General features: G+C 71.5%; 17 protein-coding genes. 7 read left to right on the top strand and 10 right to left on the bottom strand.

Annotated features, from left to right (window positions below):
- Nucleotides 1-39: 39 nt before the first annotated feature.
- Together ABD371_RS03445 and pta are read right to left on the bottom strand one after the other, a co-directional pair.
- A complete protein-coding gene (locus ABD371_RS03445) occupies nucleotides 40-1260 on the bottom strand; it encodes an acetate kinase (protein ID WP_344472506.1) in 1221 nt (406 codons plus the stop codon).
- Nucleotides 1261-1295: 35 nt separating this feature from the next.
- Nucleotides 1296-3386, bottom strand: coding sequence for a phosphate acetyltransferase (gene pta, locus ABD371_RS03450; RefSeq protein ID WP_344472507.1), 2091 nt, complete (start codon nucleotides 3384-3386; stop codon nucleotides 1296-1298).
- 307 nt (nucleotides 3387-3693) lie between these two features.
- Here pta and ABD371_RS03455 point away from each other — a divergent pair, with 307 nt between their 5' ends.
- Nucleotides 3694-4719 (top strand): ATP-dependent 6-phosphofructokinase, encoded by a 1026-nt coding sequence (locus ABD371_RS03455; protein WP_344472509.1) that lies wholly within the window; start codon nucleotides 3694-3696, stop codon nucleotides 4717-4719.
- Between the two features lie 69 nt (nucleotides 4720-4788).
- Here the strand turns inward: ABD371_RS03455 and ABD371_RS03460 are convergent, their stop codons facing one another.
- The 7 genes from ABD371_RS03460 to ABD371_RS03490 form a co-directional block, all read right to left on the bottom strand.
- The gene (locus ABD371_RS03460) at nucleotides 4789-5106 is read right to left on the bottom strand and encodes a hypothetical protein (RefSeq protein ID WP_344472510.1); all 318 of its coding nucleotides are present in this window, start codon (nucleotides 5104-5106) and stop codon (nucleotides 4789-4791) included.
- Between the two features lie 22 nt (nucleotides 5107-5128).
- Nucleotides 5129-5422, bottom strand: coding sequence for an AbrB/MazE/SpoVT family DNA-binding domain-containing protein (locus ABD371_RS03465; protein WP_344472511.1), 294 nt, complete (start codon nucleotides 5420-5422; stop codon nucleotides 5129-5131).
- A gap of 132 nt (nucleotides 5423-5554) precedes the next feature.
- Complete coding sequence (locus tag ABD371_RS03470; protein WP_344472513.1) at nucleotides 5555-6379, bottom strand: carbohydrate ABC transporter permease; 825 nt, start codon at nucleotides 6377-6379, stop codon at nucleotides 5555-5557.
- A complete protein-coding gene (locus ABD371_RS03475) occupies nucleotides 6379-7245 on the bottom strand; it encodes a carbohydrate ABC transporter permease (protein WP_344472514.1) in 867 nt (288 codons plus the stop codon). Before ABD371_RS03475 ends, ABD371_RS03470 begins: the two co-directional genes overlap by 1 nt.
- Complete coding sequence (locus ABD371_RS03480; protein WP_344472516.1) at nucleotides 7242-8603, bottom strand: extracellular solute-binding protein; 1362 nt, start codon at nucleotides 8601-8603, stop codon at nucleotides 7242-7244. The genes ABD371_RS03475 and ABD371_RS03480 overlap by 4 nt, the downstream gene beginning before the upstream one ends.
- A gap of 149 nt (nucleotides 8604-8752) precedes the next feature.
- Complete coding sequence (locus ABD371_RS03485) at nucleotides 8753-9445, bottom strand: response regulator (protein ID WP_344472517.1); 693 nt, start codon at nucleotides 9443-9445, stop codon at nucleotides 8753-8755.
- Nucleotides 9442-11124: a sensor histidine kinase gene (locus tag ABD371_RS03490; protein ID WP_344472518.1), complete on the bottom strand. Its 1683-nt coding sequence runs from the start codon at nucleotides 11122-11124 to the stop codon at nucleotides 9442-9444. Before ABD371_RS03490 ends, ABD371_RS03485 begins: the two co-directional genes overlap by 4 nt.
- Nucleotides 11125-11262: 138 nt before the next feature.
- On the opposite strand from ABD371_RS03490, the gene ABD371_RS03495 reads away from it, so the two are divergent.
- The 5 genes from ABD371_RS03495 to ABD371_RS03515 all read left to right on the top strand — a co-directional run bounded on the left by ABD371_RS03495 (nucleotide 11263) and on the right by ABD371_RS03515 (nucleotide 15107).
- Nucleotides 11263-12663 carry a cation:dicarboxylate symporter family transporter gene (locus ABD371_RS03495; protein ID WP_344472520.1) on the top strand — a complete coding sequence of 467 codons (1401 nt, stop codon included), beginning with the start codon at nucleotides 11263-11265 and terminating at the stop codon, nucleotides 12661-12663.
- Between the two features lie 184 nt (nucleotides 12664-12847).
- On the top strand, nucleotides 12848-13300 hold the full coding sequence (locus ABD371_RS03500; protein WP_344472521.1) for a MarR family transcriptional regulator: 453 nt from the start codon (nucleotides 12848-12850) through the stop codon (nucleotides 13298-13300).
- 98 nt (nucleotides 13301-13398) lie between these two features.
- Nucleotides 13399-14280, top strand: coding sequence for an NAD(P)-dependent oxidoreductase (locus ABD371_RS03505; RefSeq protein WP_344472524.1), 882 nt, complete (start codon nucleotides 13399-13401; stop codon nucleotides 14278-14280).
- Between the two features lie 90 nt (nucleotides 14281-14370).
- Nucleotides 14371-14769, top strand: a complete 399-nt coding sequence (locus ABD371_RS03510) for a MerR family transcriptional regulator (protein ID WP_344472526.1) — start codon at nucleotides 14371-14373, stop codon at nucleotides 14767-14769.
- The gene (locus ABD371_RS03515; protein ID WP_344472528.1) at nucleotides 14766-15107 is read left to right on the top strand and encodes a thioredoxin family protein; all 342 of its coding nucleotides are present in this window, start codon (nucleotides 14766-14768) and stop codon (nucleotides 15105-15107) included. The genes ABD371_RS03510 and ABD371_RS03515 overlap by 4 nt, the downstream gene beginning before the upstream one ends.
- On the opposite strand, the gene ABD371_RS03520 is transcribed toward ABD371_RS03515, so the two are convergent.
- A complete protein-coding gene (locus ABD371_RS03520) occupies nucleotides 15097-16953 on the bottom strand; it encodes a stealth family protein (protein ID WP_344472531.1) in 1857 nt (618 codons plus the stop codon). The two genes, ABD371_RS03515 and ABD371_RS03520, sit on opposite strands and share 11 nt — an antisense overlap.
- 486 nt (nucleotides 16954-17439) lie before the next feature.
- Between ABD371_RS03520 and ABD371_RS03525 the strand changes: the two genes are divergently transcribed.
- Nucleotides 17440-19719 (top strand): HelD family protein, encoded by a 2280-nt coding sequence (locus ABD371_RS03525; protein WP_344473189.1) that lies wholly within the window; start codon nucleotides 17440-17442, stop codon nucleotides 19717-19719.
- The last annotated feature ends 3 nt before the right edge of the window (nucleotides 19720-19722 follow it).

The following is a 19722-nucleotide window of genomic DNA, read 5'->3' on the forward strand; positions in this document are numbered from 1 at the left end:
ATTCCGGCCGGCGGAATGTACAAGTGGGCGGGACCCCGCTCAGCCGAGTGCATTTTCGGAGACCAGCGCAAAGGTCTGGCGCGCGATCTCCAGCTCCTCGTCCGTGGGAACCACCGCCACCGCGACCCTCGCGTACGGCGTCGAGACGAGCCGTGCCCCGTCCGACCGCTCCGCGTTGAGTCCGCTGTCCAGAGCCAGGCCCAGCTCTTCGAGCCCGGACACCGCGGCCTCGCGCACCGGTGCCGCGTTCTCGCCGACCCCGGCGGTGAACGCGATCGCGTCCACCCGGCCGAGGACCGCGTAGTACGCGCCGATGTATTTCTTCAAACGGTGTATATAAATGTCGAAAGCGAGCTGTGCCCGCTCGTCGCCCGCGTCGATCCGGCGGCGGATCTCCCGCATGTCATTGTCGCCGCAGAGACCGACCAGACCGCTCTTCTTGTTCAGCAGTACGTCGATGTCATCAGTGGACATCCCCGCCACCCGCATCAGATGGAATGTCACCGCCGGGTCGATGTCGCCGGAGCGGGTGCCCATGACCAGCCCCTCCAGCGGGGTGAGCCCCATGGAGGTGTCCACGCACCGCCCGCCGGCCACCGCCGAGGCGGACGCGCCGTTGCCGAGGTGCAGGACGATCACATTGACGTCCTCGGGGGCCTTGCCCAGCAGCCGGGCCGTCTCCCGCGCGACATAGGCGTGCGAGGTGCCGTGGAAGCCGTAGCGCCGGATCAGGTGCTTGTCGGCGGTCTCCGTGTCGATGGCGTAGCGCGCCGCCGACTCCGGCATCGTCGTGTGGAAGGCGGTGTCGAAGACCGCGACCTGCGGCAGATCGGGCCGCAGCGCCCGGGCGGTGCGGATGCCGGTGATGTTCGCCGGGTTGTGCAGCGGGGCGAGCGGCACCAGCCGCTCCACCTCCGCGAGCACCTCCTCGTCGATCACCGTCGGCTCGGTGAACCTCAGCCCGCCGTGGACCACCCGGTGGCCGATCGCCGCCAGCTGCGGCGAGTCCAGGCCCAGGCCGTCGGCGGCCAGCTCCTCGGCGACCGCCTTCAGCGCGGCCCCGTGGTCGGCGATCGGAGCCGTACGCTCCCGCTTGCCGCCGGCGTCCCCGAGCAGCGGGGTGTGCACCAGCCGGGAGGTCTCCTCACCGATCCGCTCGACCAGGCCCACCGCCAGCCGGGCACCGCCGCGCATGTCGAGGAGCTGGTACTTCACCGAGGAGGAGCCGGAGTTGAGGACGAGGACTCGGGTCGCTGTCATGGGGCCTTCTGTGTCTTTCGTGGATGAGGGGCGGGTCAGGCGGAGGGGGCGGGCGCGGCCTGCGGCTGGGCCTGGATCGCGGTGATCGCTACGGTGTTCACGATGTCGCTCACCAGCGCGCCCCGGGACAGGTCGTTCACCGGCTTGCGCAGGCCCTGGAGCACCGGCCCCACCGCCACCGCGCCGGCCGAGCGCTGCACGGCCTTGTAGGTGTTGTTGCCGGTGTTCAGGTCGGGGAAGATCAGCACGGTCGCCCGTCCCGCCACCTCCGACTCCGGCAGCTTGGTCGCGGCCACGGTGGGCTCCACCGCCGCGTCGTACTGGATCGGACCCTCGATCCGCAGCTCCGGGTGCGAGCCGCGCACCAGCTCGGTCGCCTCCCGCACCTTGTCGACGTCCGCGCCGGAGCCGGAGGTGCCGGTGGAGTACGAGAGCATCGCGATCCGGGGCTCCACACCGAAGCGGGCGGCGGTCGCCGCCGACTGCACGGCGATGTCCGCGAGCTGTGCGGCGTTGGGGTCCGGGTTGACCGCGCAGTCCCCGTACACCAGCACCTTGTCGGCGAGGCACATGAAGAAGACGGAGGAGACGATCGCGGCGTCCGCCCGGGTCTTGATGATCTCGAAGGCCGGCCGGATGGTGGCCGCCGTGGAGTGCACCGAGCCGGAGACCATGCCGTCCGCGAAGCCCTCCTCGACCATCAGGGTGCCGAAGTAGTTCACGTCCGCGACCACGTCGTACGCCAGCTCCGTGGTGACGCCCTTGTGGGCGCGGAGCTGGGCGTACCGCTCGGCGAAGCCCTGGCGCAGCTCGGAGGTGTTCGGGTCGATGAGCTGGGCGGCGCTGAGGTCGATGCCGAGGTCGGCGGCCTTCTTGCGGATCGTCTCGACGTCGCCGAGGAGGGTCAGGTCGCAGACGTCGCGGCGGATGAGCACATCGGCCGCCCAGAGCACCCGCTCCTCCGTGCCCTCCGGGAGCACCACCCGGCGGCGGTCGGCGCGGGCCTGCTCCAGCAGCTCGTGCTCGAACATCATCGGGGTGACATGGCCGCTGCGGACCACCGCCAGCCGGGCGAGCAGCTCGCCGGTGTCGACATGGCGCTCGAAGAGCCCGAGGGCGGTCTCCGCCTTGCGCGGGGTGGAGGCGTTGAGTTTGCCCTCCAGGCCGAACAGCTCGGCGGCCGTCGGCCAGCTGGTGGTGGGCACCGAGATCACGGGGGTGCCGGGGGCGAGCCGGGAGGCCAGGGTGAGGATCTCCTCGCTCGGGCGCTCGTCGAGGGTGAGCAGCAGCCCGGCGATCGGCGGGGTGCCCGCCGAGTGGGCGGCCAGCGCGCCGACCACCAGGTCGGCGCGGTCGCCCGGGGTGATCAGCATGCAGCCGGGGGTCAGCGCCTTGAGGACGTTCGGCAGCATCGCGCCGCCGAAGACGAAGTCGAGGGCGTCCCGGGCCAGGCCCGAGTCGTCGCCGAGCAGCACGGTGCCGCCCAGCGCGTGGGTGATCTGGGAGACCGTGGGCGCGGCGAGCGCGGGCTCGTCGGGCAGTACGTAACAGGGCACGGGGAGGCGGGCCGCGAGCCGCTCGGATATGACCGCGCGGTCCCCGGGGGCGACCCGGTTGACCACCATGGCGAGCACATTCGCCCCGAGCGCCTCGTAGGCGCGGTGCGCGTTGCGGGCCTCGGCCCGTACCGACTCGGCGGTCTGGCCCTTGCCGCCGACCACCGGGATCACGGACGCGCCGAACTCATTGGCGAGCCGGGCGTTCAGCGCCAGCTCGTCGGGGAGCTGGGTGTGCGCGAAGTCGGTGCCGAGCACCAGCACCACCTCGTACTCCCGTGCCACCTGGTGGAAGCGGTCGACCAGCCGGGAGACCAGCTCGTCGGTGCCCTTCTCGGCCTGGAGCGCGGAGGCCTCGTGATAGTCGAGGCCGTACACGGACGCCGGGTCCTGGGTCAGCCGGTAGCGCGCCCTCAGCAGCTCGAAGAGCCGGTCGGGACCGTCGTGCACCAGCGGGCGGAAGACGCCCACCCTGTCCACCTGGCGGGTGAGGAGTTCCATGACTCCCAGCTCGACGACCTGCCGGCCGTCCCCGCGGTCGATGCCGGTCACGTACACGCTGCGCGTCACGCGTGCTCTCCTGTCCGTGTTCGCTCAACAGTCCCTGTTGTCCGACAGCTGCCCGGTGACAGCTCGTACAAAAGGCCGTACAAAAAAACCGCTGGACGGCGGCTTTACCTCTTGACAATACCTCTGGCGGTGGCTAATGCGCCTGCCGGGCCGGGTGGGGCCGGTGAGCCCTGTGCCCTTGGGGCGACCGGGCCCCGCGCCATCCCGCGTCCGCACCCCGGCGGGCGGGAGCGCAGCCCCACACGGCCCATGGAACAATTGACGCCAGGGTCACGTGTACCACCCGAGGAGCAGGAGACACAGCACGATGCGTATCGGAGTTCTCACCGCAGGGGGCGACTGCCCCGGACTGAACGCAGTGATCCGGTCGGTCGTGCACCGGGCCCTGACGGGTCACGGCGACGAGGTCATCGGATTCGAGGACGGTTTCAAGGGGCTGCTCGACGGCCACTACCGCCCCCTCGACCTCAACGCGGTCAGCGGCATCCTCGCCCGCGGCGGCACCATCCTCGGCTCGGCCCGTCTGGAGCGCAACCGCCTCCGCGAGGCCGCCGAGAACTGCGGCGAGCTCCAGCGCCGCTACGGCATCGACGTCCTCATCCCCATCGGCGGCGAGGGCACCCTCACCGCCTCCCGGATGCTCGCGGACGCCGGGATGCCCGTCGTCGGCGTCCCCAAGACCATCGACAACGACATCTCCGCGACCGACCGCACCTTCGGCTTCGACACCGCCGTCACCGTCGCCACCGAGGCCATAGACCGCCTCAAGACCACCGCCGAGTCCCACCAGCGCGTCATGGTCGTCGAGGTCATGGGCCGCCACGCCGGCTGGATCGCCCTGGAGTCCGGCATGGCCGGCGGCGCCCACGGCATCTGCCTCCCCGAGCGCCCCTTCCAGGTCGAAGACCTCGTCAAAATGGTCGAGGAGCGCTTCTCCCGCGGCAAGAAGTTCGCCGTCATCTGCGTCGCCGAAGGCGCCCACCCCGCCGAGGGCTCCATGGAGTACGGCAAGGGCGAGATCGACCAGTACGGCCACGAGCGCTTCCAGGGCATCGGCAACCGCCTCGCCTCCGAACTCGAACACCGCCTCGGCAAAGAAGCCAAACCCGTCATCCTCGGCCACGTCCAGCGCGGCGGCGTCCCCACCGCCTACGACCGCGTCCTCGCCACCCGCTTCGGCTGGCACGCCGTCGAGGCCGCCCACCGCGGCGACTTCGGCAGGATGACCTCCCTGCGCGGCACCGACGTCGTGATGGTGCCGCTGGCGGACGCGGTGACCCGTCTCAAGACCGTCCCGACGGAGCGGATGTACGAGGCCGAGTCGGTCTTCTGAGCCACCGGCCGCCGCGCCGAGCGCAGAGCAGCCCGCCACCGTGACAACGGTGGCGGGCTGTCCGCTTCCTCAGGCGGGCCCGGGAACGAAAATCTCGTGCCCCCCGACCCGACGCCATACGACGTGCGGCTCACCCTCACGGACCGCGGTCCCGAACTGCCAGGTGGCGCGCCCGTCCGGCGCCCAGGTCATCTCCATGATGGGGCTCTCGCCCTCAGGGACATGGACACCCTGTACAGGCTTGACCCGGAGGCCGGGCCGGAACTGCCCCCTTGCCACATCCGGAACGAACCTGTTCTGGATGACATACTCGAAGCGCTTCTTCTCCTCAGGGCTGAGCCTCTTGAAGTCGCGCTTGAAGTGGGCAGTCGTTGCAAACGTCGGCAATCGGGCCTCCTGGAGCTAGGGGTCAGTCGTCTGCGTTGAGATGCGCGAACATGGCGTCCGCGTCCTCGTGGACGGTGGTACGCCCGGCGGCGATGTCCTCGTCGGCCAGGCGCTCGCCGTCCTGCCACTCCTTCCGCCAGAACCAGGCCTGGTCGGAGCGGATCTTTCTCAGCCCGTGGATCTCGACGACGCCGGCGTCGTTGACCTCGAACTCAAGCTCGTCACCTGGGGAGACCCCCAGCGCTTCGCGCACGCGCGCGGGCAGTGTCAGCTGACCCTTGTCGCGCAGGCGAGTCTGGAACGTAGCCGTAGCCATGGATGTCCTCCCACTGTCACCTTTCCATGTCTTTCCTGCTACCAGACTACCCAGGATTTAGTTAATTTTCGACTCTCCAACATTCCTACTTTCTCACAGTCTACCATCGGGGGTAGTAGGTGCACGGACCGCTCAGCCCTTGACCGCCCCGCCCAGGGCGAACCCGTTGCCGAGGCGGCGGGCGATCAGCAGGTAGAGGAGGAGCGCGGGGGTGGAGTAGAGCAGCGAGAAGGCGGCCAGTTGCCCGTACACCACGGTCCCGTGGTTGCCGAAGAAGGTGAAGACGGTGACGGAGGCCGGGAGTTGATCGGGGGTCAGGAGCAGCATGAAGGGGACGAAGAAGTTTCCCCAGAGCTGGATGAAGGTGTAGACGGTGACGACCGTCAGCCCGGGGCCCATCAGTGGCAGCACCACCCGGAGCAGGATCTGCGGGCCGGACGCGCCGTCCGTGCGGGCGGCCTCCTCCAGGGCGACAGGCACCGAGTCCATGAAGTTCTTCATGAGCCAGATGGAGAAGGGGAGTTGGGCGGCGGCGAGGAAGAGGGCCGTCCCGTGCATGGTGTCGATCAGGTTGACCTGAACGAAGAGGCCGTAGACCGGGACCATGATCGCGGTGATGGGGAGGCAGGTGGTGAAGAGGATGGTGAGGAGATAGGCGCGGCCCCAGCGGGAGCGGTGGCGGGAGAGGGGGTAGGCGGCGAGGGCCGCGCAGAGCGTCGAGACGAGGGTGGCGCCGCCGCACAGCAGGAGGCTGTTGAGCATGGGGGTGAAGGTGATCTCGTCGGTGAGGACGGCGGTGAAGTGGCCGGTGGTGACGGAGGAGGGGGCGCGGACGCGGGAGTCGGCGGAGGGGTCGACCGAGGCGAGGAGCAGCCACACCAGAGGGAGGGCGAAGGCGGCGGCGGTGAGGAGGAGGGCGGCGTCGGCGGCGAGGCGGGTGGTCGAGGGTCGGCGCATCAGACCTCGGCCTTCAGGAGCCGCAGATAGAGCAGGGAGAAGAGCGCTCCCACGAGCAGCAGGAGCAGGGCCACCGCCGTGCCGTAGCCGATGAGGCTCTTCAGGAAGGCCTGGTCGTACATGAAGACCGGAAGGGTCTCGCTGCGACCGCCGGGGCCGCCTCGGGTCATCGCCCAGATCAGGCCGAAGACCGACAGGGTGGAGAGGGTGTTCAGCATCAGATTGGTGCCGATCGAGCGGCGGATCATCGGCAGGGTGATGTGCCGGAGCCGGCGCACCGGGCCCGCGCCGTCGACCTTCGCGGCCTCGACCACATCGCGGTCGACCCCGGCCAGCGCCGCCGAGTAGATCAGCATCGAGAAGGCGGTGCCGCGCCAGACATTGGCGAAGGAGACCGCGAGGATCGGCAGAGTGTACAGCCAGTTCTGGGCGGGCAGCCCCAGCTGGTCCAGCACCGCGTTGAGCGTTCCTTCCCGGCGGAAGAAGGTGTAGAGCAGAAAGGCGGCGACGATCTCCGGCACCACCCAGGCCGCGATCACCAGCGCCCCGGTGACGGTGCGCACGGGCCGGGAGGCCGCCCGCATCAGCCCGGCCAGCGCCAGCCCCAGGGTGTTCTGCCCGATCACGGCGGAGACGAAGGTGAAGACGAGGGTGAGGGCGACGGCGTTGCGGAACCCGTCGTCGGCGAAGGCCCGGCGGAAGTTGTCCAGGCCGACGAAACCGGCGTCGGAAGCGCCCGTCAGCCGGGCGTCGGTGAAGGCGATCCAGACGCAGTAGCCGATCGGCCCGGCGAGGAAGAGCAGCAGCAGAGCGGTGGCGGGGGCGATCGGCGCCCAGCGGCGCGTGTGTTCCGTCCGGGCGCTCACCCGCCGGTGACCGCGCCGTCGGCGATGGTGCGCAGCCGTTCGTCGTACGCTCTCGCCGCCCCGGCCGCAGTGGCGTCCCCCGTCGTCACCCGCTCCATCGCCTCCCCGATCGCCGAGGAGACCTGCGGATAGACGGGGAGCGCCGGCCGGTAGTGCGTGTGGCGGACGAGCCCGGTGAAGAAGCCGACGCCGGGCATGGAGGCCAGATACTCCGGATCGGCCGCCACGTCCTCGCGTACCGCGATCTGCGCGCCGACCACGCACCAGCGGGTCGCGTTGGCCCGGGTCTGGAGCGTCTCGACGAACGCGAACGCCAGATCGGGGTTGGCGGCCTTGGCGGGGACCGACCAGGCCCAGCCGCCGGACATCGACACCTTGCCGGGGGACTGCCCGTACTGGGTGGGCATCGCGGCCCGGCCCAGCGCGCCGCTCCACCCGGGCCAGCGGGCCGCGCCCTCGCCGGACCAGTGCTGGCCCAGCCAGGAGCCGTCGAGCGCGATCGCGAGCTTCCCCCGGGGGAGCCACTCGGTGGCGACCCGGGTGGCGATGTGCGGATCGAGGGCGTCCGAGGGGTCGGGGCCGAGCTTCTCCGCGTACACCGTGCGGACGAATTCGAGGGCGTCGGTGAAGCCCCGGCCGCCGGTCACCCACTTCCGGGTACGGGGATCGAGCAGCGGATCGGCCCCGGTGCCGTACAGCAGCATCTCGAAGCCCTGCATCACCGCCGCCTCGCCGGGAGCCCTGCCGGTGTAGACATTGAGCGGGATGACGCCGGGGACCTTCCGCTTGACGGTACGGGCCGCGTCCAGCAGCTCGGCCCAGCTCCCCGGCCGCCAGTCGGCGGGCAGCCCCGCCCGCGCGAAGACCGCCTTGTCGAACCAGAGGCCGCGGGTGTCGGTGCCGTCCGGCACCCCGTAGATGTGGCCGTCCGCGCCCCGGACCGAATCCTTCGCGCGCTCCGCGAACCGCCCCCACTCCTTCCACCGCGCCACCCGGTCGTCCAGCGGCTTGAGATGACCGGCCTCGATGTCCGCGCCGAGCCGGAAGGTGTCCTCGTACACCAGATCCGGCGCGGTCCTGGGGGAGCGCATCATCTGCTGGGTCTTGGCGGCGTAGTCGTCGTCCGGGGCCTGGACCGGGACCAGCTTCACCTTCCGGCCCGGGTGCGCCTTCTCGAACTGCCGCTTCACCGACTCCAGATGGCGGTCCATGAAACGGTTCGCGTTGTCCGTGGAGCGCTTGTAGACCACCTTCACGGTCTCGGGGCCGCCGCCGGAGCCGCTGCCGCAGCCGGCCAGCGCGGCGGTCGCCGCGAGGGTGAACGAGAGGGCGAGGATCAGCGGGGCGGTGGGACGCACGGGCACGACCTCCTCCGAGCCGGACACCGGCTCGCTGAGCGGGCTGCCGTGCGACCGTAGGACCGGCCGCCGGGAGGGTCAATCCCCCGCGCGGGGCACGGTCGTACGTCCATCGGGCAGGCGTGCGCGCCCCAACTCCCCGGCGGCGGTCAGTGGTTGGCGGGAATCCAGCGGTACTGAAGCTCCGGCCGACCGATCTGCCCGTACTGCGGACTCCGCGCCGCCCGGCCCTCGGTGACCAGGTGTTCCAGATAACGGCGGGCGGTGATACGGGAGATGCCGACCGCCGCCCCGGCCTCCGCCGCCGTGAGCCCGGCCGCCGTGTCCCGCAGCGAACGGGTCACCGCCTCCAGCGTCGGACCGCTCAGCCCCTTGGGCAGCGCCCCGCCCTGCGGCGCGCGCAGCGCCCCGAGCGCCCGGTCCACCTCGTCCTGGCCGCTGGCCTCGCCCGCCGCCGCGCGGAACTCCGCGTACCGGGCGAGCCGGTCCCGGAGCGTGGCGAAGGTGAAGGGCTTCAGGACGTACTGCACCACCCCCAGCGAGACGCCCTCGCGCACGATCGCCAGATCGCGGGCCGAGGTGACGGCGATGACGTCCGCCGGATGCCCGGCAGCGCGCAGCGACCGCAGCAGATGCAGCCCGTGGCCGTCGGGGAGATACAGATCGAGCAGCAGCAGATCGACCCGGGTCCGCTCCAGCACCCGGACCGCCTCGGCGCGGGAGTTGGCGACCCCGGCGACGCGGAAACCGCCGATACGGCTGACATAGAGGGCGTGCGCGTCGGCGGCGACGGGGTCGTCCTCGACCACCAGCACTCTGAGGGAGTCGGCGTCGGTGCTCATTCGGGGGCCTTCGCGCTGGTCGGGGTCGGGGTACGAGTGGTCTGGGGGCCGGTGCCGGGACTCGCCGTGTTCAGGGGCAGCCGTACGGTGAACTCCGCGCCGCCGTCCGGGCCCCGGCCCAGCACCACCGTGCCCCGGCTCCGGTGCACCGCCTGCCGGACCAGGGCGAGGCCGAGGCCCCGGCCCGCGCCCCGGGTGGACCAGCCCCGGCTGAACACCGTCTCGGCCCGGTCCGGATCGACGCCCGCGCCCGTGTCGTGGACCCGGATCAGCAGCTCGTCCCGGTCGGCGCGGGCGGTGACGGTGACCCGCCCCCGGGCGGGGACGCCGCCCCGGGCGCAGGGGCCCGGGCCGACGGTGTCGCGCGCCGTCGCGTCCACCGCGTTGTCGATGAGATTGCCGAGGATCGTCACCAGGTCCCGGGCCGGCAGCGAGGGGGGAAGCACCCCGTCGTCGATCCTGCTGTCCTCCGCGAGCACCAGCTCCACCCCCCGCTCATTGGCCTGCGCGGCCTTCCCCAGCAGCAGCGCCGCCAGGACCGGTTCGCCGACCGCGCCGACGACCCGGTCGGTCAGCACCTGGGCCAGCTCCAGTTCCGCCGTGGCGAAGTCGACGGCCTCGTCGGTACGGCCCAGCTCGATCAGCGAGACCACGGTGTGCAGCCGGTTCGCCGCCTCGTGGGCCTGGGAGCGCAGCGCCTCGCTGAACTTGCGCTCCGAGTCCAGCTCCCCGGAGAGCGACTGGAGTTCGGTGTGGTCGCGCAGGGTCACCACCGTGCCCCGGTGCTCGCCGCCGACCACCGGGCTGGTGTTGACGACGACGACCCGGTCGGCGGTCAGATACACCTCGTCCACCCGGGGCTCGGAGGCCAGCAGCGCCCCGGTCAGCGGCGCGGGCAGCCCGAGATCGGCCACCGGGCGGCCGACGGCCGCGCCGTCCAGGCCCAGCAGCTCCCGCGCGCCGTCGTTGACCAGGGCGATCCTGCGCCGCCCGTCGAGCATCAGCAGCCCCTCGCGCACGGCGTGCAGCGCGGCCTCGTGGTAGTCGTGCATCCGGCTCAGCTCGGTCGCGTTCATCCCGTGGGTGTGCCGCCGCAGCCGGGCGTTGATCACATAGGTGCCCGCGCCGCCGAGCGCCAGCGCCCCGCCCGCCGTCGCGAGCAGCGCGGCGACCTGCTTGCGCATTTGCTCGCTGATCCGCTGGATGGTGATGCCCGCGCTGACCAGGCCGACCACCTCGCCGTCGGAGTAGACCGGGACCACCGTGCGGATGGAGGGGCCGAGCACCCCGAGGTGCTTCTCGCTGTAGGTCTCGCCGCGCAGCGCCTGCTCGGTGTGGCCCAGATACTCGCGGCCGATCTCCTCGGTCTCGGGGTGGGTCCAGCGGGTGCCGTCCGGGGACATCACCACGACGAAGTTGACGCCGGCGGCGCGGCGCAGCCCCTCCGCGTACGGCTGGAGTGCCCGGGAGGGGTCGGCGGAGCCGGCCGCGGAGATCACCCAGGGGGAGCGGGCGACGGCGGTCGCGGTCGCGATGGTCTGGAGCCGGGCGGTCTCCTCGGCCTGGGCGCGGTCGGTGAGATAGGCGAAGAGGGCGCAGCCCGCCACGACCGCGGCGACCAGGACGACCTGCATCGCGAAGAGCTGTCCCGCGAGGCTGCGGGGGCGGGGTATGCGCATGGCTGACAGTCTGCCTGTCGCGTTTCGTATGAACGAAACGCACGTAAGGGTGACCGGGGTCACAAGCGTGATGGATAGTCGCGGAAATCCATATGGGACGTGGAGCGGTTTTCACTTTTTTGTTTGAGGAGGGACCCCGTGGCTGCTGAGGCAGGCAGAAGGGACCGTACGCACTATCTGTACATCGCCGTCATCGCGGCGGTGGTGCTCGGCATCACCGTGGGCTTCGTGGCACCGGGAGTCGCCGTCGAGCTGAAGCCCATCGGCACAGGGTTCGTCAATCTCATCAAGATGATGATCTCGCCGGTCATCTTCTGCACGATCGTGCTGGGCATCGGATCGGTGCGCAAGGCCGCGAAGGTCGGCGCGGTCGGCGGGCTGGCGCTGGGCTACTTCCTGGTGATGTCGACCGTCGCGCTCGCGATCGGTCTGCTGGTGGGCAACTTCGTGGAGCCGGGTTCCGGTCTCCAGATCACCGAGGCCACCCGTGAGGCCGGCGGCAAGGCCGCCGAGGGCGCGGGCGGCGAGTCCACCGTGGACTTCCTGCTGGGGATCATCCCCACCACGATGATCTCCGCCTTCACCGGCGGTGAGGTGCTCCAGACCCTGCTGGTCGCGCTGATGGCCGGATTCGCCCTCCAGGCGATGGGCGCGGCGGGCGAGCCGATCCTGCGCGGCATCGGGCACATCCAGCGGCTGGTCTTCCGCGTGCTGGCGATGATCATGTGGGTGGCTCCGATCGGCGCGTTCGGCGCGATCGCGGCCGTGGTGGGCGAGACCGGCATCGACGCGCTGAAGTCGCTCGCCGTCATCATGATCGGCTTCTATGTCACCTGCGCGCTCTTCGTCTTCGTGGTGCTGGGCGCGCTGCTGAAGCTGGTCGCCGGGGTCAATCTGATCGCGCTGCTGAAGTACCTGGGCCGCGAGTTCCTGCTGATCCTCTCCACCTCCTCGTCGGAGTCGGCGCTGCCGAGGCTCATCGCCAAGATGGAGCACATGGGCGTCAGCAAGCCGGTGGTGGGCATCACCGTTCCGACGGGGTACTCCTTCAACCTCGACGGCACCGCGATCTATCTGACGATGGCCTCGCTCTTCATCGCCAACGCGATGGGCGACCCGCTGAGCGCGTCCGAGCAGATCTCGCTGCTGATCTTCATGATCATCGCCTCCAAGGGCGCGGCGGGTGTCACGGGCGCCGGTCTGGCGACGCTCGCGGGCGGTCTTCAGTCGCACCGCCCCGAGCTGGTCGACGGCGTCGGTCTGATCGTCGGTATCGACCGCTTCATGAGCGAGGCGCGGGCGCTGACCAACTTCGCGGGCAACGCGGTGGCGACCGTGCTGGTCGGCACCTGGACCAAGGAGATCGACAAGGCGCGGGTGGAGGAGGTCCTCGCCGGGCGGCTGCCGTTCGACGAGAAGACTCTGCTGGACGACGGACACGGCGGGCCCGCCCCCGAGGCTCCGGACACCGCTGCCGCCGCCGAGCCCGCGGCCGTGCCCTCGCAGCGCGCGGACACGGACGCGAAGGCCAAGGTCTGACGCCGGACCCGAGCGCCAGGACACCCGCGCCTCCCTCCCCTTCCCCCACTGGGGAGGGCGGGCGCGGGATTCCGCGTTTCCGGGGCCTTCGCACCGCGCCCCTCGACCTCCTCGACCTCCTCGGTCTCCTTGACCTCCTCGTCCTCCTTGACCTCAAGCTCGCTTGAGTTTCTACGGTCGTTCCATGAAGACCTACACGGAACAGCAGTTGGCCGCCCAGCCCATCGGCTACTGGAGCGGCGAGGCCTACCGCACGATCGTCGCCCGCATCCGCGCCGGGCTGGCCGAGGAGCGGCTCACCCAGCCGCACTGGTGGATCCTCAACCAGGCCGCCGCCCGCCCCGGTCACTGGGAGCGCGGACCGCTCGCCGACCGGCTGGTCACCTTCGACGACCAGGACACCGACTTCGGCGAAGTCTTCGACGATCTCGTGGGCAGGGGCTGGCTCTCCGAGCCCGCAGGGGGCAGGCTGACCCTGACGGAGGCGGGAGCGGCCGGCCGCGCCCGGGCGGCGGCCCGGACGGCCGAGGCCACCCGGCGGATCCACGAGGGCATCAGCACCGAGGAGTACACCGCCGCGCTCGATGTGCTGCGCCGGATGATCGACAATCTGGGCGGCCGGAGCGATCTCCCCTGAGGGGCCGGGGACGGGATCCTGACACTTACCTTTTGGTAAGTACCTAACTTTTTAGTAGGTACTTGTGGCAACGGGTGCGCCAGGAAACGATGTTGGGCATGGCAACGACCTCTGAGAAGACCTCTGTCACCGTTATCGGCCTCGGCGCGATGGGCAGCGCCCTGGCCGGCGCCTTCCTCGCGGCGGGCCATCCCACCACCGTCTGGAACCGCACCCCGGGGAAGGGCGACGCCCTGGCCGCCCGGGGCGCGACCGTCGCCGCGACCGCGGAGGAGGCCGTGCGCGCCGGCGAACTGGTCGTCGTCTGCGTCTTCGACTACGACGCCTCGGAGTCGGTCCTCGCCCCGCTCGCCGGCGCCCTCCGGGGCCGGGTCCTGGTCAATGTCACCTCCGACCTGCCGGAGCGCGCCCGCGCCGCCGCCGCCTGGGCGGCGGAGCACTCGATCGCCTATCTCGACGGCGCGGTGATGGTCCCGACCGTCGCCATCGGCGCCCCCGACTCGCTGCTCTTCTACGCGGGCTCCCGCGAGTCCTTCGAGCGGCACGAGTCCGCCCTGAAGGTGCTCGGCGGAAAGTCCGTCTACGTCGGCGAGGACGCGGGCCTGGCCGCCGTCTACGACCTCTCCCTGCTGGACTACTTCTACGGCGCGATCTCCGGCCTGGTGCACGGGCTCTCGCTGGCCACGTCCGAGGGTGTGAAGGCCTCCGACGTCGCCCCGTACATGGGCACCATCACCCAGATCCTGCCGTGGGTGCTGGAGGGCTCGGCCGCCAACATCGACGCGGGCTCCTACCCGGGCGCGCAGGCCAACCTCGGTGTGATGGCCGTCTCCGTCGACCACATCCTCCACGCGGCGAAGGCCCGGGGGCTGGACGTCGCCCAGCTGGCGGGCATCAAGAAGACGACCGACCGGGCGATCGCGCTGGGCCACGCGGCCGACGACTGGTCCAGCACGCACGAGGCGCTCGTCAACCCCTGACCCGGCGTCCCTTCCGTCCGCCCTTCCTTGTCCTCCCTCCCTCCTTCCTTCCTTGCCTTGACGCCGACGTCAAGGATTACGGTCGGCGGCATGCGAATCGGCGAGCTGGCGCGAAGGGCCGGGACCACCACCCGGACCCTGCGCTACTACGAGGCACGCGGGCTGCTGCCCGCGCGGCGCGCGGTGAACGGCTACCGCGACTACGACGACGGCGATCTCCTGCTGGTCCAGCAGATCCGGACCCTGCGCGACTTCGGGTTCGAGCTGGAGGAGACCCGTCCGTTCGTGGAGTGTCTGCGCGCGGGCCATCCCGCGGGCGACTCCTGCCCCGCCTCGCTCGCCGTCTACCGGGCCAAGGTCGCCGAACTGGACGCGCTCATCGAGCGCCTCCGGTCGGTCCGCGCCCAGGTGGGAACAGAACTCGCCCGGGCCGAGGCGGAGTTCGCCGCCGGTCCGGTGCCACGGTGCGAATTCGGAGGGACGACATGACGATCAAGACGGACGGGGTCGCCGGAGTGACGGACGCGGACTTCGGTACGGAGGTGCTGGACGCGCCGCTCCCGGTGCTGGTCCAGTTCACGGCCGACTGGTGCGGACCCTGCCGCCAGCTGGCCCCGGTCCTCGGCGCGGTGGCCCGCGAGGAGGCCGGCCGGCTCAAGGTGGTCCGGCTCGACGTGGACGCCAACCCGGAGACGACGGTGCGCTACGGGGTGCTGTCGACGCCCACCCTGATGGTGTTCCGCGCGGGGGAGCCGGTGGCCTCGATGGTGGGGGCCCGGCCCCGGCGCAGGCTGCTCCAGGAGCTGGACTCCGCGCTCAGCCGCTGAGCGGAGCCGGCCCGCTCCCGGTGGTCCCCGGGGCGCGCTCGAAGAGGCTGGGCACCGGGAAGTACGCCTCCAGGAAGGGTTCGAGCAGCTGCCGCTGCCCCTCCACCTCCTCGTCGGTGGAGATGGTGTCGTTGACGCAGAACGCCTGCCGGTTGCGGCGCGCCAGCAGCTGACCCAGCCGCCGGGCGGTGTCCGGGTGGGCCAGGTCGACATAGGCGTAGCTGACCTGGCCCGGGACCGCCCGGGAGGTCTGGTAGGCGTAGTAGTGGTGGAAGGACGAGGCGATCGACAGATCGTCCAGGCTGCGGAAGCGGGCCGCCGCCGTGGCCCGGTGGCGGTCCGCGAAGACGGTCTCTATCTCCGCCAGCACACTGCGCCGCAGGGCGTAGGGGATGTGCTTCATCTTGTGCGTGATCACCGTGTGGAAACGGGAGTCGAGCACGGTCCGGTTGTTCTTCCCGGCGGCGGAGACCGGCACGTCCTCGTCGCCCGGGGCGCCCATGGGGATCAGGGCGGGCGAGGGGAAGAACTTGGTCAGCCCGTTCGCGTGGAAGAAGTCCTGGGGGGTGACCGGGCGGCCCAGGAACATGTCGTCGTTGAAGTAGAGGAAGTGCTCCGACAGGCCCTCGATGTGGTGCAGCTGGCTCTCGATCGCGTGCGAGTTGAAGGTCGGCAGCACACCGGGGTCGGTGAAGATCTCCTTGTGGCTCACCACGGTGAGACCCTCCGCCGAGGTGTCCAGCCAGGACGGCGTCTGATCGTCGGTGACCAGGAAGATCCTGCGCACCCAGGGCGCGTTCTGCCGCAGCGAGCGCAGGGAGTAGCGCAGCTCGTCACGGCTGGCGAACCGGGCGGTGTTCGCCGCCTCCTCGTGGTACGGACGGCCCTGGGCCAGCTCCCGCCGGCGCAGCCACTCGGGGTCCTGTCCGTCGACCCAGGTGTAGACGACGTCGACGGGGAAGCGGATGTCGTCGGGCCGGGGCGAGGCGAACTCCCGGCGGGTGCGCACGAGCGGGAGCGCCGCGCCGGGCGCGGCGAGCCGGGTGAAGAGCGCCCCGGACTCCCAGACGGGGGCGTCCGCGACCGGCACCTCGTCGGCCACCGGCTGGGGCCGGGGCGCGCGGAGACGGCCCTCCTCCTCGGTCCAGAACTCGATGTCGCAGCCGTACTTGGGGCCGAGCGTCAGCCGGCCCGTCGGATCGCTGTGGTACCAGGTCATCCGGATCACCCCGGCCGTCGCCAGCCGCCGCCAGGTGGCGGGGGCGAACCCCGGCGCGGACTCGCGGGGGGTCGCCGTGCGGCCGTCCATGGCGGAGACATAGCCGGGCAGCCGCTCGCAGAGCCCGGCGAGCGCCGTGTACGCCCGCGCGCGCTCCTTCGCGGGTACGGCGATCACCGCCGAGTCATTGCGCCGTCCCCGTACCCAGAAGTAGTCCACCCCCGCGCCGTCCAGCGCCCCGCAGACCGCCGCCGCGTTGTCGTTGCGCGCCTGGAGAGGGGTGACGGCGGCACCGGTGAGCAGCACCTTCGGCACTCCGCGCACCCTGCCGACGCGCCGGTCCGCGCCGAGCAGCGGACGCGGGTGCCGCCGTATCTCCCGCTCGGCGCGGGCGGTGCTCAGCCCGGGGCCGACGCTCGGCCAGGCGGAGAGCAGCTGCTTGGTCTGCGAGCGGACCTCCCGGGAGACCACGCGCGCCACTCCCCGGCGCACCCGCACCGGCAGGGCCCGGCGATACGCGTTGACCGGCCAGGACGATTCGGGATTGCTCCGGGCGAGCCGCTCCGCGGTGCGGACGCCCTTCGGGGCTGCCCCGGCTCCCGGCACTGGCTGCTCTTTGTGGCGCATACGACCTCTTCGGGATGGAAGTGTTCATAGCGGGGCCTTCTGTGGCACCCCGTCGCACCTTTGATGCCCGGCGGACCGGAATGGTTGTAGAGCGGTTTCGTGCTCCGCGCGGCCGGGATCCGTGCGCCGGGCCGCCGGGGCGCGGGCGAGGCCCTCGGGCCGCCGTCCTCAACATGGCTTTCGCGCAGGCGGGTTGAGGGCCGGGAGGGCGGCTCCGCCGGGGGCGCGGGGGAGTGGCGGGCGGCTGCCGGGCCCGCCGCCGCGAGCGGTTATCACCGCGTGACGATCTCGCCGGTGTGGGTGCGAGGCCGCTGGGCCGGGCTGTCGAAGTGTCCGCACGCGGGCATGAAAATAGCCCCACCGAATTGACGGAAGGGCCTGCGTTCTGAGTATATTTAACGTTTCCATGTCTGCATGAATAAAGAACATGGAAACACTCACTGGTTACACCATAACGCTTCTGGAGCTGAATTGTCAACCGTGGAATTGCAGGGCGAACAGCAATTCGTCTCCCTTCTCCACCAGCGCCTCGACGCGCTCCGCGAGCAGGTCGAGAACGCCGTGCGCGGCACGGCCGCGCAGACCGGCACCGGCCGTCAGGCCCGGGTGGAGCGGGATGTGAGCATGGCCGAGTACACGGGGCACCTCGCCGCGCTCAACGCCGTCGAGTCCGGGCTCTGCTTCGGCCGGCTCGACCTGCGCGACGGGGCCAGCCACCACATCGGCCGTATCGGAATCCGGGAGGACGACGCGGAGCGGACCCCTCTTCTCGTCGACTGGCGCGCACCCGTCGCCCGCCCCTTCTACCTCGCCACCGGATACGAGCCGATGGGGCTGCGCCGCCGCCGCCACATCACCACCGAGGGGCGCACCGTCACCGCGCTCCACGACGAGATCCTCGATCTCGGCGACGCCACCCGCACCGGCCACGAGGACCCCGGCGGCGACGCCGTCCTCCTCGCCGCGCTCGGGGCGGCCCGCACCGGGCGGATGGCCGACATCGTCCGGACCATCCAGGGCGAGCAGGACCGCGTCATCCGCGCCCCGCGCCACGGCGTCCTCGTCGTCGAGGGCGGCCCGGGCACCGGCAAGACGGCCGTCGCGCTGCACCGCGCGGCGTACCTCCTCTACGCGCACCGGGAGCAGCTCGCCCGGCGCGCCGTCCTCATCGTCGGGCCCAACCCCGCCTTCCTCGGCTACATCGGCGAGGTGCTGCCCTCGCTCGGCGAGACCGGCGTGCTGCTCGCCACCACGGCCGAGCTGTTCCCCGGCGTACGGGCCACCGGCACGGACACCCCCGCCGCCGCCGAGGTGAAGGGCCGCGCCGCCATGGCCGAGGTGCTCGCCCGCGCCGTCGCCGACCGGCAGACCCTCCCCGAGACCGTGCCCGACCTCGACTTCGAGGACACCGGGACGGTGCCCGAAGCCGCCCTGGAGATCGACCATGAGCAGTACGGCACCCTCCTGCTGCACCGCGAGATGGCGTACGAGGCCCGCGACCGCGCCCGCTCCACCGGACTGCCGCACAACCTCGCCCGCCCGCACTTCGCCTTCCGGATCATCGACGCCCTCACCCGGCAGCTCGCCGACCGCATCGGCGCGGACCCCTACGGCGGGCCCAATCTGCTGGGCCCCGACGACCTCGCCCAGGTCGGCAAGGAGATCGCCACCAGCGCCGACGTCCACGCCGCCATCGAGGAGCTGTGGCCCGCCCTCACCCCCGAACAGCTCGTCGCCGGGCTGCTCGCCGAGCCGGAGCGGCAGCTTCCGGAGCAGGACGCGGCGCTGATCCGCCGTACCTCCGGCGAGTGGACCGCCGCCGACGTCCCCCTCCTGGACGAGGCCGCCGAACTCCTCGGCACGGACGACAGCGCCGAGCTCGCCGCCGCCGAGGCCGAGCGCCAGGAGCGGATCGCCTACGCACAGGGCGTCCTCGATCTCTCCGAGGGCTCCCAGACCTATGAGTTCGAGGACGAGGAGTCCGAGCTGCTCGCCGCGCACGACGTCATCGACGCCGAGCGGATGGCCGACCGCCACGAGGAGGCCGACCACCGCAGCGCCGCCGAACGGGCCGCCGCCGACCGCACCTGGGCCTTCGGGCACATCATCGTGGACGAGGCGCAGGAGCTGTCCGCGATGGCGTGGCGGCTGCTGATGCGCCGCTGCCCGACCCGGTCGATGACCCTGGTCGGCGACCCGGCCCAGACCGGGGACGCCGCCGGGCTCGGCTCCTGGGAGAAGATCCTCCAGCCGTACGTCGGCGACCGCTGGCAGCTCGCCAGACTCGGCGTCAACTACCGCACCCCCGCCGAGATCATGGAGCTGGCCGCCGCCGTGCTCCGGGCGAACCGGCCCGGCTTCGAGCCGCCGCGCTCGGTCCGCTCCACCGGCGTCCCGCCCCGCACCGAGCGCGCCGAGCCGGCCGCCCGGCTCGCCGAAACGGTGCTCGCGGCCGTCGCCCGCGAGCGCTCCGGCGGCGAGGACGAGGACGGGGGCGAGGGCGTGGGCGGACGGCTCGCGGTCATCGCCCCGGCCGGGCTGCACGGCGGGCTGGCCGCCCTCACCCCATTCCCGGGCGAGGTCGACCTCACCCGCGATGTCGTCCTGCTCGAACCCCGGCAGGCCAAGGGCCTGGAGTTCGACTCCGTCATCGTGGTGGAGCCCGCGCTCTTCGGGGCCAGCGACCTCTATGTGGCGCTGACCCGCGCCACCCAGCGGCTGACCGTCGTCCACACCGGCGAGCTGCCCGAAGTCCTCGTGCCCTGAGCC

This window comes from Streptomyces amakusaensis (genome assembly GCF_039532665.1).
GTDB classification, from domain to species: Bacteria; Actinomycetota; Actinomycetes; order Streptomycetales; family Streptomycetaceae; genus Streptomyces; species Streptomyces amakusaensis.

Coding starts and splice junctions, on each gene's coding strand:
- ABD371_RS03510 (WP_344472526.1), top strand. CDS start 14,371: ATGCGAATCGGCGAGCTGGCGCGAAGGGCCGGGACCACCACCCGGACC.
- ABD371_RS03445 (WP_344472506.1), bottom strand. CDS start 1,260: ATGACAGCGACCCGAGTCCTCGTCCTCAACTCCGGCTCCTCCTCGGTG.
- ABD371_RS03505 (WP_344472524.1), top strand. CDS start 13,399: ATGGCAACGACCTCTGAGAAGACCTCTGTCACCGTTATCGGCCTCGGC.
- ABD371_RS03470 (WP_344472513.1), bottom strand. CDS start 6,379: ATGCGCCGACCCTCGACCACCCGCCTCGCCGCCGACGCCGCCCTCCTC.
- ABD371_RS03500 (WP_344472521.1), top strand. CDS start 12,848: ATGAAGACCTACACGGAACAGCAGTTGGCCGCCCAGCCCATCGGCTAC.
- ABD371_RS03520 (WP_344472531.1), bottom strand. CDS start 16,953: ATGCGCCACAAAGAGCAGCCAGTGCCGGGAGCCGGGGCAGCCCCGAAG.
- ABD371_RS03465 (WP_344472511.1), bottom strand. CDS start 5,422: ATGGCTACGGCTACGTTCCAGACTCGCCTGCGCGACAAGGGTCAGCTG.
- ABD371_RS03490 (WP_344472518.1), bottom strand. CDS start 11,124: ATGCGCATACCCCGCCCCCGCAGCCTCGCGGGACAGCTCTTCGCGATG.
- ABD371_RS03455 (WP_344472509.1), top strand. CDS start 3,694: ATGCGTATCGGAGTTCTCACCGCAGGGGGCGACTGCCCCGGACTGAAC.
- ABD371_RS03485 (WP_344472517.1), bottom strand. CDS start 9,445: ATGAGCACCGACGCCGACTCCCTCAGAGTGCTGGTGGTCGAGGACGAC.
- ABD371_RS03515 (WP_344472528.1), top strand. CDS start 14,766: ATGACGATCAAGACGGACGGGGTCGCCGGAGTGACGGACGCGGACTTC.